Origin of the sequence: Streptomyces sp. NPDC005931 (assembly GCF_042871235.1) — a bacterium.
Classification (GTDB): Bacteria; Actinomycetota; Actinomycetes; order Streptomycetales; family Streptomycetaceae; genus Streptomyces.
The window spans coordinates 105203-119014 of sequence record NZ_JBIAIG010000002.1 but is presented as its reverse complement, the minus strand read 5'-3'; the positions used below and the strand labels follow the sequence as shown (position 1 = coordinate 119014).

The following is a 13812-nucleotide window of genomic DNA, read 5'->3' as shown; positions in this document are numbered from 1 at the left end:
CAAAGGGTGCGGATTGCGCGCTTCGGTCGTCAGCACCAGCGTGGCGCGGGCCCGATGTTGTCGATGTGGCGGGCCGGACCCCAGGCCCAGGTGCCGTCCGTGAGGAGGTACCACAGGGGGTTGCCGTGCACGTCGTCGCCGGGGACCTTGCAGAAGATCGAGACGACGTCGCCCTTGTGGGCGTACCGGATGACCTGCGAGCCACGGTTCGGAGCGCTGCGCAGGGCCAGCCGGTCCGCGGTGACCACGCCCTTGTACTCGCCCTGGCCGCCGTTGCCGCCGGACGGGTCGTGGCCGTTGCCGCCGCTGCCGCCGGACTGGCTCCAGCCGCCGTTCCCGCCGGCGCCCTGCTGGTCACCGTTGCCATTGCCTCCGGCTTGCTGGTCACCACCCGGCTGGTTGCCGTTGCCGCCCTGCTGGCTCCAGCTCTGCGGGTCGCCGCCTCCCTGGCCACCCCAGCCGTCGCTCGCGACGGCGGGAGAGGCGGCGGTCGCGACGGCGAGTGCGCCGGCGGCCAGGGCTATGGGCAGACGGCAGGTGAGGGGGAGACGCGGGGCCATGGCAGTACCTCCATAGGGGCGCGAAGCGGTCGAAAGTGACTCATCGCCACATTAGGAGACACCCCGGGCGCCCGCCCGCCCTAGTGCGCCATCGGAGACGGCGGCCCGCCCCGCCCGGCGTCGTCGGTGACGGCCGGATGCTGAGGGAGCGTCAGCCGGGCCACGGCTCCGCCCTCCGGGTGGTTCGCGAACTCCAGCCGGGCGCCGAGCACTTCCGCCTGACCGAGCGCGATGGTCAGCCCCAGCCCGTGCCCCTTCGTCCCGCCCTCCGTGCGGAAGCGCTGGGGCCCGTGCGCGAGCAGGTACTCCGGATAGCCGCTCCCGTGGTCCCGCACCGTGACCTGCGGACCGTCGACGGTCAGCGTGACCGGCGCCCGGCCGTGCCGGTGCGCGTTGGCGACGAGATTGCCCAGCACCCGCTCCAGCCGGCGCCGGTCCGTCTCCACGGCCGTGTCCCGTACGACCCTGACCTCCGTGCCGGTTCCGGACGCCCGCACCACCCGCTCGGCCAGCGGCCCGAGCCGCTCGGTGTCCGGCTCCACCCGCTCCCGCCCGGTGTCCAGCCGGGAGATCTCCAGCAGGTCCTCGGTGAGCGTGCGCAGCGCCGCCACCCGGTCTCGGACCAGTTCGGTCGGGCGGCCCGGCGGGAGCAGCTCGGCCGCCGCGTGCAGCCCGGTCAGCGGGGTGCGCAGCTCGTGCGCCACGTCTGCGGTGAACCGCTGCTCGGCGAGCAGCTTGCCCTGGAGCGAGGCCGCCATCGAGTCCAGCGCGGCGGCGACCGCGGCCACTTCGTCCGGCGGGCGCGTCCGGTCCCCGGCGCGGGGGTCGTCGACCCGCGCGTCCAGGTCGCCCGCGCTGATCCGCCGGGCCACCCGCGCGGTGGCGTGCAGGCGCCGGGTCACCCGGGTCACCGAGAAGGCACCGACCAGCAGGGTGGCCCCGATCGCTGCCGCCGCGGACCAGACGATGGCCCGGTCGAGTGCGTCGATGGTGCTGCGGCCCTGGGAGTAGTCGACCCCCACCGCGATGGTCCGCCCGCCGTCCACCGGACCGGCCGCCCACATCGTGGGCCGCCCCTGGTACTCGGCGACCATCGTGCCCCGCTCCCCGCCGACGGCCAGCTCCCGCAGCGCGCCGGGCAGCCCCGGCGGGTCCACCCGAGCCCCCCACCGCGGCGAGTCCCCGGCCTCGAACGCCTCGGTCGCCTCCGTCAGCCGCTGGAGGGCCAGGGTGCGGGCCTGGCCGACGGTCCGGTCGGCCACCTGGACGTGCACCAGTACGCCCAGCAGGGCGGCCAGCGCGCAGCACATGACGGTGATGAACAGGGCGGCCCGCACGGCGAGCGTGCCGGACCACCGGGGGAGCGGAAGCCTCACGGGGCGCCCGCCGACGGGGAGGAGGCGAAGGCTGGAGGGAGGGGGGAGGCCGGCGGTTGCCCGGACGGCGTGAGCTCCGGGGCCGCGGGATTCGACTGCTCCGGATTCGACGGTGCGGGCTTCGACCGTGTGGGCTCGGACGGCACGGGCTTCGGGTGCACGGGCTTCTCGTGCGCGGTGCGCAGCATCTCGTCATGGGTGAGGAGCATCGCGCGCTGCTGCGGGTCCCAGGTCCACTGGAGGCGGTACTCGTACCCGGCGACCTCGGAGGGCGAGCGGATGATCACCGAACGTCCGGCCAGCTCCACCCCGCTCACGGCGTCGTCGTACGCCATCACCTTCACCAGCCGGTGCCTGTCGACGGTGTAGACGCGCACGGCGGTCAGGTCCCCGGGGAACAGCCGGAACCCCAGCGTCATGTCGTCGCGACCGTCGCCGGTCAGATCGCGGTAGTACGGCTCGAGCAGCGGGCACCCGGCCCGCTCGCCGCTCCCGTCCCCGGCCCTCGGGCCCTCGTCGCTCCCGTCCTCCGCGCTCGGGCCCTCGTCGCTCCCGTCCTCCGCGCTCGCGCCCTCGGCGCTCCCGCCCTCGGAGCTCCCGCCCTCGGCGCAGTCGGCCAGGCGGGGTCCGGTGGCGCGGTACGGGGCGCGGTCGCCGGTGTAGTCGTCCGGGTGGGCGGTGATCTCCGCGCGGACGATCGCGACCGGATCCACCGCGCGGATGTCGTCACCGGGCACGGCGACGCCCTCGACCACCTCGGTGTCCACCTCGCCGAGGTCGAAGGCGGGACTCGACGCGGGCGGCATCTCCGGCCACAGCCGCGCCGGGCTGATCGCGGTCGGCGTCGCCCCGGCGCTGCGCAGCCCGCCCGTGTCACCGCAGCCGACGGCGGCCGCCAGCACCAGGGCGACGGCGGCGGCGCGGCGGACGGTGCGCGAACGGCGGCTGGGCGGCACGGGGCTCCTGAGGCTCGGGAATCACCGACGGTTCCGCACACCTTATTCGTGAGGAAGTCCTTTTTGCGTACGGGGTACTCCCGCGAGCGCCTCACGACGGTGGCGGCGGCACGCCTCCCGGCCGAAGGGGGATCGCTGTCGAAGACGCCGACGGGGATCCTCAGCACCCGTAACTTGGTCCCGTACCGCGAGCCGGAGGCTGATGCCGTCGCCCGACCGACCTGTCGGCAACCTGGTGGTGGCGCGGGCGTGGGCCGGGCTCAGCGCCTCCGGTGCCATGCGGTGACGACCGCTGTCGAGGCGGCCGCGGGCCCCGCCGAGTCCCCTCCGCCTGACGCCTGGCCGGAAGCCACCGCCGGTAGGCTGCGGTGGTGCGCACGGTGGAGCTTCTGTTGGACGAGGGGGCGGAGCTGGCGGTCCGGGAGGCCTGGCGGCGGCTCGCGGATGCGGGGTTGCCGAGCCAGGCGCGGCACCGCTCACCGACGAACCGCCCGCACCTCACCCTGGCTGCTTGCCCGGAGCTGACCGCCCCGATTCGCTGGGAGCTCGCCGAGGTGGCGGCCGCCCTGCCGCTGCCGGTGCACTTCACCGGCGTGGTCCGGTTCGAGCGGCCCACCTCCGTGCTGGCCTGGGCTTTGGACCGCACCTGCGCGTTGGCCGGCCTGCACCGCCGGGTGTGGGGAGCGGTGACCTCCGACAGCCCGCCCGGGACCCTCAACCCGTTGCACGAACCCGGGCGCTGGAACCCGCACGTCACCCTCGGCCGGACCCGGCGCCCTGGTGCCTTCGCCGACCGGCGGATACCTGAGCTGTTGCCGGCGCCGCCACTGTCGGTCCGGCTGACCACCCTGCGCAGCTACGACACCGAGACCGGCGCCCTGGAGATGCTGGCGCCCCGCGCGTGAAACGCCCCCGACGTCCGCGCGGGGGTCGACGATCACCGGCGGGCCGGCCCTTGCGTCCTGCCGTCGCCCGGCAGCCCGCAGCCTTTCAGGGGCTGCTGCCTTGTGCCGCTGATCCGCGCGATCGAGCGGACGCGCGGGGAGGACGCCCACCGGCCTCGGTCGGAACCCGCTCGCCCGGCAGCCCGGCTGCCGACGACGCCGTCACCGCCGCCCTGATCGACCTGGCCCCACCTCCCACCGGGTCCCCGGCTTCCCCCTCCGGCGAGTGGCGCGGTCGGCGGCCCGTTCGGTGCCGCCGGCGAGGATCCGCGGGCGCCCCCTTCCCGTCGCCCCCGCCCGCCCCGCCGCTAATCCGTCAGCTCCTCCAGCAGCCGGGCCGTGGGCAGCCCGGCGCGCAGGTAGGCGACGAAGAGGTCGTTGTGCAGGGCCCAGGTGGAGCGGCGGGCCCGGATCAGCCGGATGGCGGCTTCGGCGGGGCGGCCCCGGCGCACCAGGGCGTGGGCGACGACCAGCCCGGAGCGGTTGTACCCGTGGTAACAGCGCACGAGCACCTTGCGTCCGGCGTCCAGCGCCTCGCACACCGCCTCCGCCAGCCGGATCACCCCGGCGAGCTGTGTCCCGTCCAGTGGGCCGTCCGGGATCGGCCACACCTGGTGCTCCACGCCGGGGTCGGGCCCGTGCCCCGGCAGCCGCAGCAGCGTCTGCACGAGATCGAACTCCTGCCGCACGACGGCGGACTCCAGCTGTCCGGACCGCCCCCTGAACTCGTGCCCGCCCATCCACAGGCCGGGCACGATCTCGTCCCACGCCCTGTCCGGAGCCGGCACGTCGGGCTTCCCGCGCGTACGCAAGGGGCGCCTCCCCACCATCGCCACCCAACTCCTCTCAAAGGTAGCCAGGTTCTTGCCGTGGAGCACCCCGCCTGTTCCCATGGTCTGGGGTGATGGTGCATGAACGGACTGCGCGTCATACCGACCTGGCGGCACGGCCGGGAGCGGCTCTACGTCTGCCTCCCGGACGGTGCCAACCTCGCCTGGTACGACCGTGAGGCGGCCCGGGTCAGCCTCCTCGGCGCGGACCACGAGGCCGACGTCCTGGAAGCGCTGGGCCCCTTCCTCACCGGACCGGTGACGGTCGGCCCGCCCCCGGTCCCGACCCCCGCCGAGCTCGCCCGCCTCTCCCTGCACCCCGACGACGACCTCGCCCCGAACCGTCCCGGCGAGGCCCTGCTGATCGCCCTGGACCGCGATCCCGGCCCCGCCCGCCGTCTGCGTCCGGACCCGCGCCGCAGGGCCCTCGAGGCGGAACGGGCGGTGGGCGAGGCCCTGGACCGCATGGAAGCGGCGGGCTGGCACGCCCTGCACTCGATCACGCTGCCCGGCGGTGACCGCATCCACCACCTGCTGATCGGCCCCGGCGGCCTGTACGCGGTCCACACCCTGCCCGCCCACCGGCAACGGGTGACGGTCACCGACCCCCGGGTCGCCCTGGGCCGCCGCGAACCGCTCCCCCTCCTGCACCGCGTCCGCGCCGACGCCGACCGCGCCTCGTACGCCCTGACCGCCGAGGTACGGCCGGTGCTCGTGCCGGTGGGTGCGTCGCACGTGACGGTGACGGTGCCGCCGCGCGCGGTGCGGGTCCTGACGGACGCCGACGTGGAGGGACTGGCCCGTACCGGGGGTGTGCTGAAGCCGGCCGATGTGGAGGCCCTGCACGCCATGGCCCGGGACCGGAACACCTGGGCACGGGTCTGAGCGGTCCCGAGCCGGCCTGAGCGGGTCCGAGCGGGTCCGAGCGGGTCCGAGCCGGCCCGGGCCGTCCGAGCGGAGCGGGCGGGAGCCGACCCGGCCGGGGATTCACCGCCCCACCCCCGAAGGGTCGCGCCCCCGTGGGCCCGCGCCGGCGCGGGGGCGAGCGGCGTGTCCTCAGGGCAGCGTCCCCGCGTGCCCCGCGTCCAGCAGCGGTGCGAGCAGGTCCCCGTAGTCCTGCACCCTCGGCGGGATGTCCGGTGCCCGCAGCGCCAGCCGGTGCGGGGCCCGGCACTCCTCGACCTCCTCCCAGGTCACCGGCGCCGACACCAGGGGCTCGGCCCGGGCGCGCAGGGTGTACGGGGTGGCGGTGGTCTTGCGGGCGGCGTTCTGGCTCCAGTCGACGAAGACCTTTCCCGGTCGCAGGCTGCGGGTCATCCGGTGCAGCACGAGCCGGGGCATCGCCTTCTCCGCCTCGACGGCCAGCCCCTTGGCGTACTCCGACACCCGCTCGGACGAGGCCCCCCGCACCGCCGCCAGCAGATGCAGCCCCTTCGAGCCGGAGGTCTTGGCGTAGGCCTCGATCCCGTCGGCGGTCAGCCGCTCCCGCAGCCACAGCGCGACCTCGCAGCAGTGCACGATGGTCGCCGGCGGCCCCGGATCCAGGTCGAACACGATCCGGTCGGCCTGCCCCGGGTCCGTGACGAGCCACTGGTGGGTGTGCAGCTCGGCGACCAGGTTCGCCGCCCACATCAGGCTCGGCAGGTCCTGGAGGAGCACCATGCGCGCGGGCCCCTCGCTGCGCGGCACCTCGGCGGTGGTGACCCAGTCGGGCGTACCCGGCGGCACGTTCTTGGTGAAGAACACCTGGCCGTCGGGCCCGTCCGGATACCGCAGGAAGGACACCGGCCGTTCCCGCAGATGGGGGAGCAGCACGTCGGCGACCGTCGCGTAGTAGTGCAGTACCTCCGCCTTGGTGAAACCGGTGGCGGGATACAGCACCTTCTCCAGATTGCTGAGCGGGAGCCGTCGCCCCTCCACCTCAGTGATTGGCGCCATACGATGAGAATCCCACGCAAACCGGGGCAAATGCCCCATAAGTACCCCCACGCCTCTCGTACACCCCCCGCCAGTGATCGGCAGACGACCGGAAAGGTGCCCGCACGTGAGGTCCATCTGGAACGGCGCGATCTCGTTCGGCCTGGTCAGCATCCCGATCAAGCTCGTGAACGCCACCGAGAGCCACTCGATCTCCTTCCGCCAGATCCACAGCGAGGACGGCGGCCGGATCCGCTACCGCAAGTTCTGCGAACTGGAGGACCGCGAGGTCACCGGCCAGGAGATCGGCAAGGGCTACGAGGACGCGGACGGCACGATCATCCCGATCACCGACGAGGACCTGTCCCACCTGCCGATCCCAACGGCGAGGACGATCGAGATCGTCGCCTTCGTGCCGGGCGACCGGATCGATCCCCTCCAGATGGACGCCGCCTACTACCTGGCGGCGAGCGGCGCACCGGCCGCCAAGCCGTACACGCTGCTGCGGGAGGCGCTCAAGCGCAGCAACAAGGTGGCGATCGCCAAGTTCGCCCTGCGGGGCCGCGAGCGCCTGGGCATGCTCCGCGTGGTCGGCGACGCGATCGCCATGCACGGGCTGCTCTGGCCGGACGAGGTCCGCGCCCCCGAGGGGGTCGCCCCCGACACGGACGTCACCGTCCGCGACAAGGAGCTGGACCTCGCCGACGCCCTGATGGACACCCTCGGCGAGGTGGACCTGGAGGACCTGCACGACGAGTACCGCGAGGCGCTGGAGGAGGTCATCGCCGCGAAGGCGGCCGGCGAGGTGCCGCCGGAGGCCCCCGAGCCGGAGCGCGGCGGCAAGGTCCTGGACCTGATGGCGGCCCTGGAGAAGAGCGTCCGCGCGGCCCGCGAGTCCCGCGGCGAGGAGACCGGGGAGCCCGCGGAGGAGGCCGACGTCAAGGCCCTCCCTCAGCGCCGGGCGTCCCGGTCGGCCCCCAAGGAGACCGGCGGCAAGAAGTCCACGTCGACGGCGAAGAAGACCACCGCCAAGAAGACGGCCGCCTCGACGAAGAAGTCCACGGCGAAGACGGCTCAGGGCGCCGCGAAGAAGACCACGGCCAAGAGCACCACGAAGAGCACGGGGAAGACCACCGAGAAGAAGACGGCGGCGAAGAAGACCCCCGCCAAGAAGACGACCTCCCGCAAGCGCTCGGCCTGACCGCCCCGCCGGCCCGCCCCCGACACCTCGCCCACCCCTCACCACTCCGCCGCAACGTTCACGACCGTTCCGCCGCCAACTCCCACACACGCGTCGCCGTTTGTTCGGCATACGCCGTCGGGGACGGGTCGGCGGGCAGCCGGGCCGGTACGGACGTGTGCTTCTTCGCGCCCGGCCGGTCGGCGAACAGCGCTACCGTGAGGGCGAGTCGCTCGTCGTAGCCGGTGGTCCAGACGGTGCGCCGGGTGGTCCCGCTCCCGGCCCCGGCCGTGAAGAACGTGCCGGGCGCCTCACGCTGCACGGCGACCGGCTCACCGCTTCCGGCCGGCCCGCCGTAGCCCCCCTGCGCCCGTGCCCGCTCCGTGACGGCCAACGCGCTCGCCCCGTCGACGACTTGCCTGGTGACGTCTGGCCGTGCCGTGTGCACGGTCCGTCCCTCGCGGGTGATCCGCGCGACCGTGTGGGGCGCCGCGTGGTCACCGCCGGCCGCCACCGCCGCGTACGCCGAGGCCAACCGCAGCGGCGTGGGCGCCGCGGACTCCGGCAGCCCGTCCAGCGGACCACCGAGCGGTACGCCGCCGAAGGGGTCCAGTGCCGACCCCGCCTCCACCGCCCCGCTCACCGCGTCGTTGAACGGCTGGCGAGCGTAGTCCGCCCCGCCGTACAGCACCCGTACCGCACCGTCTCCGGGCTCGATCCCCACCACGGCGGTGTGCACCCGCACCTCGCCGCCAGAGCCGCCAGAGCCGCCAGAGCCGCCAGAGCCGCCCGAAGAACCCGAGGAGCCCGAGGAAACCCCGGAGGCCGAGCCGCCCGGGCCGTCCTTGACCAGCTCCGCGGTGGCGTCCTGAAGGGCCAGGTCGAAGGTGGTGTGCACGGTGTAACCCCCGCGCGCCAGCTGGTCGGCCGTGATGTCGAGCCGATCGGCGGCCTCCTTCGCGGCCACGTCGATCAGATACTGCCGCTGCCCCTCTGTAGCACCCGGCGGATAGAACCGGAAGGCGGGGAAACGCGCCGCCTCACGCTCCTCCTTCGCGATGTCACCCGCGGTCTCCATCGCGTCGAGCACCCACTCCCACCGGTCCCGGAGCCTCACGGTCACCTCCGGATCGGAGCCCGCCTTCTCGTAGTACGAGGGGATGTTCACGATCGCCGCCAGGGCGGCCCCCTGCGACACGGTCAGGTCCTTCGGCGCCACGTCGAAGTAGTTGCGGGCGGCGGCCTGGACACCGGCCGCGCCCCGGCCGAAGTACACCGTGTTCAGATAGCCCTCGAGGATCTCGTCCTTGCTCCGAGTGCGGTCGAGCTTGATGGCGATCAGCGCCTCACGCGCCTTGCGCGACAGTGACCGCTCCGGGCTCAGCAGCGCGTTCTTCACGTACTGCTGCGTGATCGTGGATCCGCCCTGCTGTCCGTCGCCGGTCACCGTGGCCACCAGGGCACGGGTGATGGCGCGCGGCGAGATCCCGGTGTCGGTGCGGAAGGACCGGTTCTCCGCCGCGATCACGGCGTCCTGCACATGCCGGGGGACCTGCGACAGCGGCACCTCCTGCCGGTCCACCGGACCGCGTCGGCCCAGGTAGGAGCCCTCGGCGTCGAGGAACACCGTGCTCTGCACGACCGTCTCCGGATGCGGCTCGGGAATCACGGTCAGCTTGTACGCGACGACGGCGGCACCGCAGAGGGCACCGACGAGCACGAGGAACGTGACGAGCAACCACCGCAGCCGGCGCCCACGCGTGCGGCGCAGCCGGACGCGGAGGGGGATCCGGGACGGGGAGCGGGGACGGCGGCGGGCGACGAGCAGGGAAGCGCCGCGGGCCACGAAGTGGGAGACGGAGCGGGGGACGGAACGGGAGGTGGAGCCGCCGGGGGCCTTCCGCAGGAGCCGGCCGAACGCCGCTCGACGCATGGTCACGAGGGCACCACACCGATGTCCGCACCGACGCCCACACCGATGTCCGACCGCGCGACGACGTCGCCCGCCGCGTCGTACACGGTCACCGTCGGGTTGCCGCCCCCGGCGAGGAGGTCGTCACCCCCCGGACCGGTCAGCGGCGCACTCGCGTACCAGACACCCCAGTCCCGGTCGCCCGCGAGCGTGAGAACGTCGGCGGTGATCCTCCGTTCCCCCACACCGACCTCGACGCGGACCGCATCGCCGGAGAGCCCGTGGTACAGGCCGGACAGGAAGTACCGGCCCCTCACCGGCTCCACCTGCGCGGACACGCCCGGCTCGCCGGGGGCGAGGTTCGCGTCACCGGCCGCGCGGAACTGGTTCGGCGCCTGCGGAGAGGACCAGTGCTTGCCGTCCGGTGTCAGCCAAACCTCCACACCGGGGGCGGCCGCCACCCGCTCACCGGGGGCGACGATCCGCACGGGCCCGGGGACCACACCGTCCGCCGCCTCGGCGGAACCCGTCGCACTGCCGCTCCCGAACTGATCGGCCGCGAGGACGGCCGGGGGAGCGAGGAGCAGGGCACACCCGGCGGCCACGGCCCGCATCCGCCGGCGGCGCCGCGCCGCACCCTCCCGCTGGATCCCGTCGAGCGGCAGCTCCGGGGGCACGGACCCGTCGAGCTCGGCGGCGAAACCGGCCCGCAGGACCGCCCGCCCCCTCCCCGCGGGCACCTTCCGGCGTGCGGACGCCCTTTTCGTCCCGCGCCGCACGAGGGCCCGCACCGCGCCCACCGAACATCCCAACACCTGGGCGATCTCCGTCTCGCTCAGCCCGTCCCAGTACCGCAGCACGAGCACGACCCGCTCCCGGCCCCCGCCCAACAGACCCGCCCGGCCGCGAAGATGACCTCGCACGAGACAGCGCCGCACATGGAAGTCGACGTCGTTGCGCGGAACGCGCCGCCACCGGGCGCACACCCGGACCAGGGTGCGCCGCGCCAACTCCTCGCCGGAGCGGGCATCCCGGGTGAACAGGCACGCGGTGGCGAGCAGTTGGGGCCAGCGGTCACGGGCGTACGCCGCGAAGTCCTCCGGCGCCGCAGCCGAGTCGAAGGCCGCCGAGGGTGTCCCTCTGAGGTCCCTCCGCACCCGCACGGCGGACGGATGGATCCCGGCACCCGTGTTCATCGTCTTCCTCCAGGGGTGTGCTTCGATGTGCGCGACCTGCGGGACCTGTACGCACGGCGGGGACGGCCGGGTTGCACGGGAAGACCGAGACACCGGTGGAGGGCATGACCGAGGAAGAGTTCGACGCTTTCTACGCGGCCGCGTTCCCCCGTCTGACCGGGCAGCTCTACGCCTTCACGGGGGACCTCGGCGAGGCCCAGGACGTGGTCCAGGAGGCGTTCGTACGGGCCTGGCACCGGCGCGGCAGGCTCCTGGCCGACGAAGCCCCCGAGGCGTGGATCCGCACCGTCGCGATGCGGCTCGCCGTCAGCCGCTGGCGGCGCGCCAGACGCTGGCTGGAACTGATGCGCCGCACCCCGCCCCCGGAGTCGACCCCGGGCCCCGGCCCCGAACGGGCCGCGCTGGTGACGGCACTGCGCCAACTCCCCGAGGCCCAGCGCAGGGCGATCGTCCTGCACCACCTGTGCGACCTCAGCGTCGAACAGGTAGCCTCCGAGACCGGCGCCCCCGTGGGGACGGTCAAGGCCCGGCTGTCCCGGGGCCGGGCGGCACTGGCCAAGCATCTGTCGGTGGAGGAGGCCGAGGAGCCGGCCTGGAAGGAGGGCCGCCGTGTCGGATGAACTCACCGCTGCGCTGCGCCAGTTGGCCGCCAGGCACGAGACCCCGCCACTCGTGACGGCCTCCGAGGTCCGCGCCAGGGCCACCCGCCGCTCCCGCCGCCGACGGGCGACCGCAGTGGTGGGCCTGGCCACGGTGGCGGGCACCCTCGCGGTGATCACCCTGACGCCGCCCGGCGACGACCCGGACAACGACCGCCAGGTTCCGGCCACCGCCTCGGACACCCCGACCCCGACGGCGACCACCCCGCGCCCGGCCCTCACCCCACCCGGCGTCCTCGACCTGGGCCGCCACACCCTCACCGTCGGCGCCCGCGTCATGCGCGTCGACACGCACTCCTTCGGGGCGATGCCGCCCGGCGGCGAGCTGACGGTGACCGTGAAACACCAGGTGCTCGTGCTGCCGGAGGCTGCGGAGGCGGCCAAGGACCCCTACGGCATGAAGATCCCCTACGTCGTGGAACTGCGCGCCGACGACCGGTCGCCGGTCTACGCGGGCGCCCTCGGCTCCGACACCAAGGCCCTGGCCGCCCTCGCCCCGGCAACCGACTGGATCGGCCTCACCGAGAGGGACGCCGAGTGGCTCTACAGCCGCACCCGCAAGGGCGACCGCGTCAGGGTCACGTCCACGGTCCCCCCGGGCACCTGGGACGCCGGGACGCCGGTCACCCCGACCCCGACGACACTCCCGGCCCGCACGGTCGCCCCGGACCGCGCGGTCACCGGCGATCCGGGGTGACGCGTCGAGGACGCCGCGCGGGACGCGTGCAGGCTCGTCGGATTCCTGCCAGGGGACGCGGGCGTCTTCGGGCGCCGGACGGCCCAACCGGTTTCCACGTCCCGGCCGGCGCGGCACCGTCCCGGCCGCCCACCGGGACGTCGTCCACCGGCCTGCCGCGGCAGCGGAGCCGTCCCGGTCGGCCCGCGCGGCGGCGGGTGCCGTCGGCCCGGCGTCGGTCGCGAAGATCGTGGACGCGCTCGTGCCGGTGAACCGGCGACGAGCCGGGGAACTTCGGACCCGGCCGGCGACCGTGCAATCTCCCGCACCCCGGCCCGCCCCACCGTGACCGAGACCGCGCTCGCCGTGACCGAGACCGCGCTCACCGGGCCCGTCGGGCGAGCCGTGCGCCTCCTGCGCCCCGACTCGCCTGGCGCACGAGCCTCGATGACCTCCCCGGGCACATGATCGGTGGCCCCGGCCACCCGCCACGTCTTCGACGCGGTCGTCGCGGGAGCGGGCGGGGGCGGTCTCACCGTGGCGGGAGCGGGCGCCGGTCTCACCGTGGTGCTGCTGCGGGTGGGCGAGGACGGAGCCCTCGCGCTGAGCAAGGACACCAGGGCACGGACGCCCGTATGTCCGTACGTCCGTCTGCCCTTGCGTCCGCCATGGGCGCAGGCCGGACTACGGGCGTCGCGGCCGGCGACCCGTGGGGGCGGCGACGAGCGCCGTTCCCAGGCCGGTCAGCAGTGCGCCCAGACCGGAGACCAGCGTGGTGAGCTGCCACGCCTGGTAGGCGGACATCAGGGAGGCGCGCAGGGTCTCGCCCATGAAGGCGGTCTCGCGGAGCTTGGCCAGCTTCTCGTCGTCGTTCCCACTGGCGTGCAGCTCGGCGCTGATCTCGGAGTACGTGCGACCGCCGGTGGCCAGGGCGAGGTTGCCCTTGATCATCTGGGCGAAGGCGTGCGCCTCGGTGCCGGTCTCCACCGGCTTGCCGGCGAAGCCCGCGAGGTGCTCGGGCAGCCCGCGCTCCGGGAACCGGATCCTCTGCGAGGCCAGCTCGCCGCGGATCTCCTTCCTCCCGCTCAGCGCCCGCCACACCATGACGGGCCCGGCGGCCAGCATCGCCGTACCAACTGCCTTGAGCAGGACGTCCGCCCCGCGGTACGTGCACTTCATGTGGCGTCTTCCTTGCGTGGTGAGGGGTTCTGCCCGGTGGTCCACCGGGTCGGGCGCGTGTCGGTCGGCGGTGGGGGAGCACACCCGGGCCCGGGCGGAACGCCGGAGGGGACTCCCGGGACACGGCCGGCCCGCCGTCCGTACCCGGCGACGACACGGTGCGTACGAGCCGTGTATGCCGAATCCGCCGTGTCCGCCGTTCCGCCGCACGAGCCGCACTCGCTGCCGTACTCGCCGTACAAGCCGTTGGTGACGTGACGTGACGTGACGTGACGTGACGTGGAGGCCAGCCGAGCCGGACGACGACGACAGCGGTGGTGACGGCGACGGAGAGGCGCCCGGGGCCGGTCGCGGCGGGGACATCCGCCGCGACCACCCACCCCGACCACCCGCCGTGGGAAAGAGCCCCACGGCGCTGCCGTTGTCC

General features: G+C 74.3%; 13 protein-coding genes. 5 read left to right on the top strand and 8 right to left on the bottom strand.

The genetic code is table 11. The features are described from left to right. Positions 1-29: 29 nt before the first annotated feature. From ACFYOV_RS04430 to ACFYOV_RS04420, 3 genes are all read right to left on the bottom strand, one after another. Positions 30-560, bottom strand: a complete 531-nt coding sequence (locus ACFYOV_RS04430) for an SH3 domain-containing protein (protein WP_389082704.1) — start codon at positions 558-560, stop codon at positions 30-32. An 80-nt stretch (positions 561-640) separates the two neighbouring features. Then, on the bottom strand, positions 641-1936 hold the full coding sequence (locus ACFYOV_RS04425; protein WP_389082701.1) for an ATP-binding protein: 1296 nt from the start codon (positions 1934-1936) through the stop codon (positions 641-643). After that, positions 1933-2892, bottom strand: a complete 960-nt coding sequence (locus tag ACFYOV_RS04420; protein ID WP_389082699.1) for a hypothetical protein — start codon at positions 2890-2892, stop codon at positions 1933-1935. Before ACFYOV_RS04420 ends, ACFYOV_RS04425 begins: the two co-directional genes overlap by 4 nt. A gap of 371 nt (positions 2893-3263) precedes the next feature. On the opposite strand from ACFYOV_RS04420, the gene ACFYOV_RS04415 reads away from it, so the two are divergent. Beyond that, positions 3264-3797 (top strand): 2'-5' RNA ligase family protein, encoded by a 534-nt coding sequence (locus ACFYOV_RS04415; RefSeq protein WP_389082696.1) that lies wholly within the window; start codon positions 3264-3266, stop codon positions 3795-3797. 347 nt (positions 3798-4144) lie between these two features. Here the strand turns inward: ACFYOV_RS04415 and ACFYOV_RS04410 are convergent, their stop codons facing one another. Continuing rightward, positions 4145-4648 carry a protein phosphatase gene (locus tag ACFYOV_RS04410; protein ID WP_389082694.1) on the bottom strand — a complete coding sequence of 168 codons (504 nt, stop codon included), beginning with the start codon at positions 4646-4648 and terminating at the stop codon, positions 4145-4147. Positions 4649-4747: 99 nt separating this feature from the next. Between ACFYOV_RS04410 and ACFYOV_RS04405 the strand changes: the two genes are divergently transcribed. After that, on the top strand, positions 4748-5551 hold the full coding sequence (locus ACFYOV_RS04405) for a nuclease-related domain-containing protein (protein ID WP_389082692.1): 804 nt from the start codon (positions 4748-4750) through the stop codon (positions 5549-5551). Positions 5552-5722: 171 nt separating this feature from the next. Here the strand turns inward: ACFYOV_RS04405 and ligD are convergent, their stop codons facing one another. After that, the gene (gene ligD, locus ACFYOV_RS04400) at positions 5723-6604 is read right to left on the bottom strand and encodes a non-homologous end-joining DNA ligase (protein WP_389082689.1); all 882 of its coding nucleotides are present in this window, start codon (positions 6602-6604) and stop codon (positions 5723-5725) included. Positions 6605-6710: 106 nt separating this feature from the next. Between ligD and ACFYOV_RS04395 the strand changes: the two genes are divergently transcribed. Further along, positions 6711-7784: a Ku protein gene (locus ACFYOV_RS04395; RefSeq protein WP_389082687.1), complete on the top strand. Its 1074-nt coding sequence runs from the start codon at positions 6711-6713 to the stop codon at positions 7782-7784. A 58-nt stretch (positions 7785-7842) separates the two neighbouring features. Here the strand turns inward: ACFYOV_RS04395 and ACFYOV_RS04390 are convergent, their stop codons facing one another. Both ACFYOV_RS04390 and ACFYOV_RS04385 read right to left on the bottom strand, forming a co-directional pair. Then, positions 7843-9696 (bottom strand): transglycosylase domain-containing protein, encoded by a 1854-nt coding sequence (locus ACFYOV_RS04390; protein ID WP_389084036.1) that lies wholly within the window; start codon positions 9694-9696, stop codon positions 7843-7845. Between the two features lie 2 nt (positions 9697-9698). Then, complete coding sequence (locus ACFYOV_RS04385) at positions 9699-10871, bottom strand: sigma factor-like helix-turn-helix DNA-binding protein (RefSeq protein WP_389082684.1); 1173 nt, start codon at positions 10869-10871, stop codon at positions 9699-9701. Positions 10872-10975: 104 nt separating this feature from the next. Here ACFYOV_RS04385 and ACFYOV_RS04380 point away from each other — a divergent pair, with 104 nt between their 5' ends. Beyond that, the gene (locus ACFYOV_RS04380) at positions 10976-11491 is read left to right on the top strand and encodes a SigE family RNA polymerase sigma factor (RefSeq protein ID WP_389082682.1); all 516 of its coding nucleotides are present in this window, start codon (positions 10976-10978) and stop codon (positions 11489-11491) included. Continuing rightward, entirely contained in the window at positions 11481-12227 is a 747-nt protein-coding gene (locus ACFYOV_RS04375; RefSeq protein WP_389082679.1) for a hypothetical protein, read from the top strand. Before ACFYOV_RS04380 ends, ACFYOV_RS04375 begins: the two co-directional genes overlap by 11 nt. A 663-nt stretch (positions 12228-12890) precedes the next feature. On the opposite strand, the gene ACFYOV_RS04370 is transcribed toward ACFYOV_RS04375, so the two are convergent. Beyond that, positions 12891-13385 (bottom strand): hypothetical protein, encoded by a 495-nt coding sequence (locus ACFYOV_RS04370; protein WP_389082677.1) that lies wholly within the window; start codon positions 13383-13385, stop codon positions 12891-12893. Between the last annotated feature and the right edge of the window lie 427 nt (positions 13386-13812).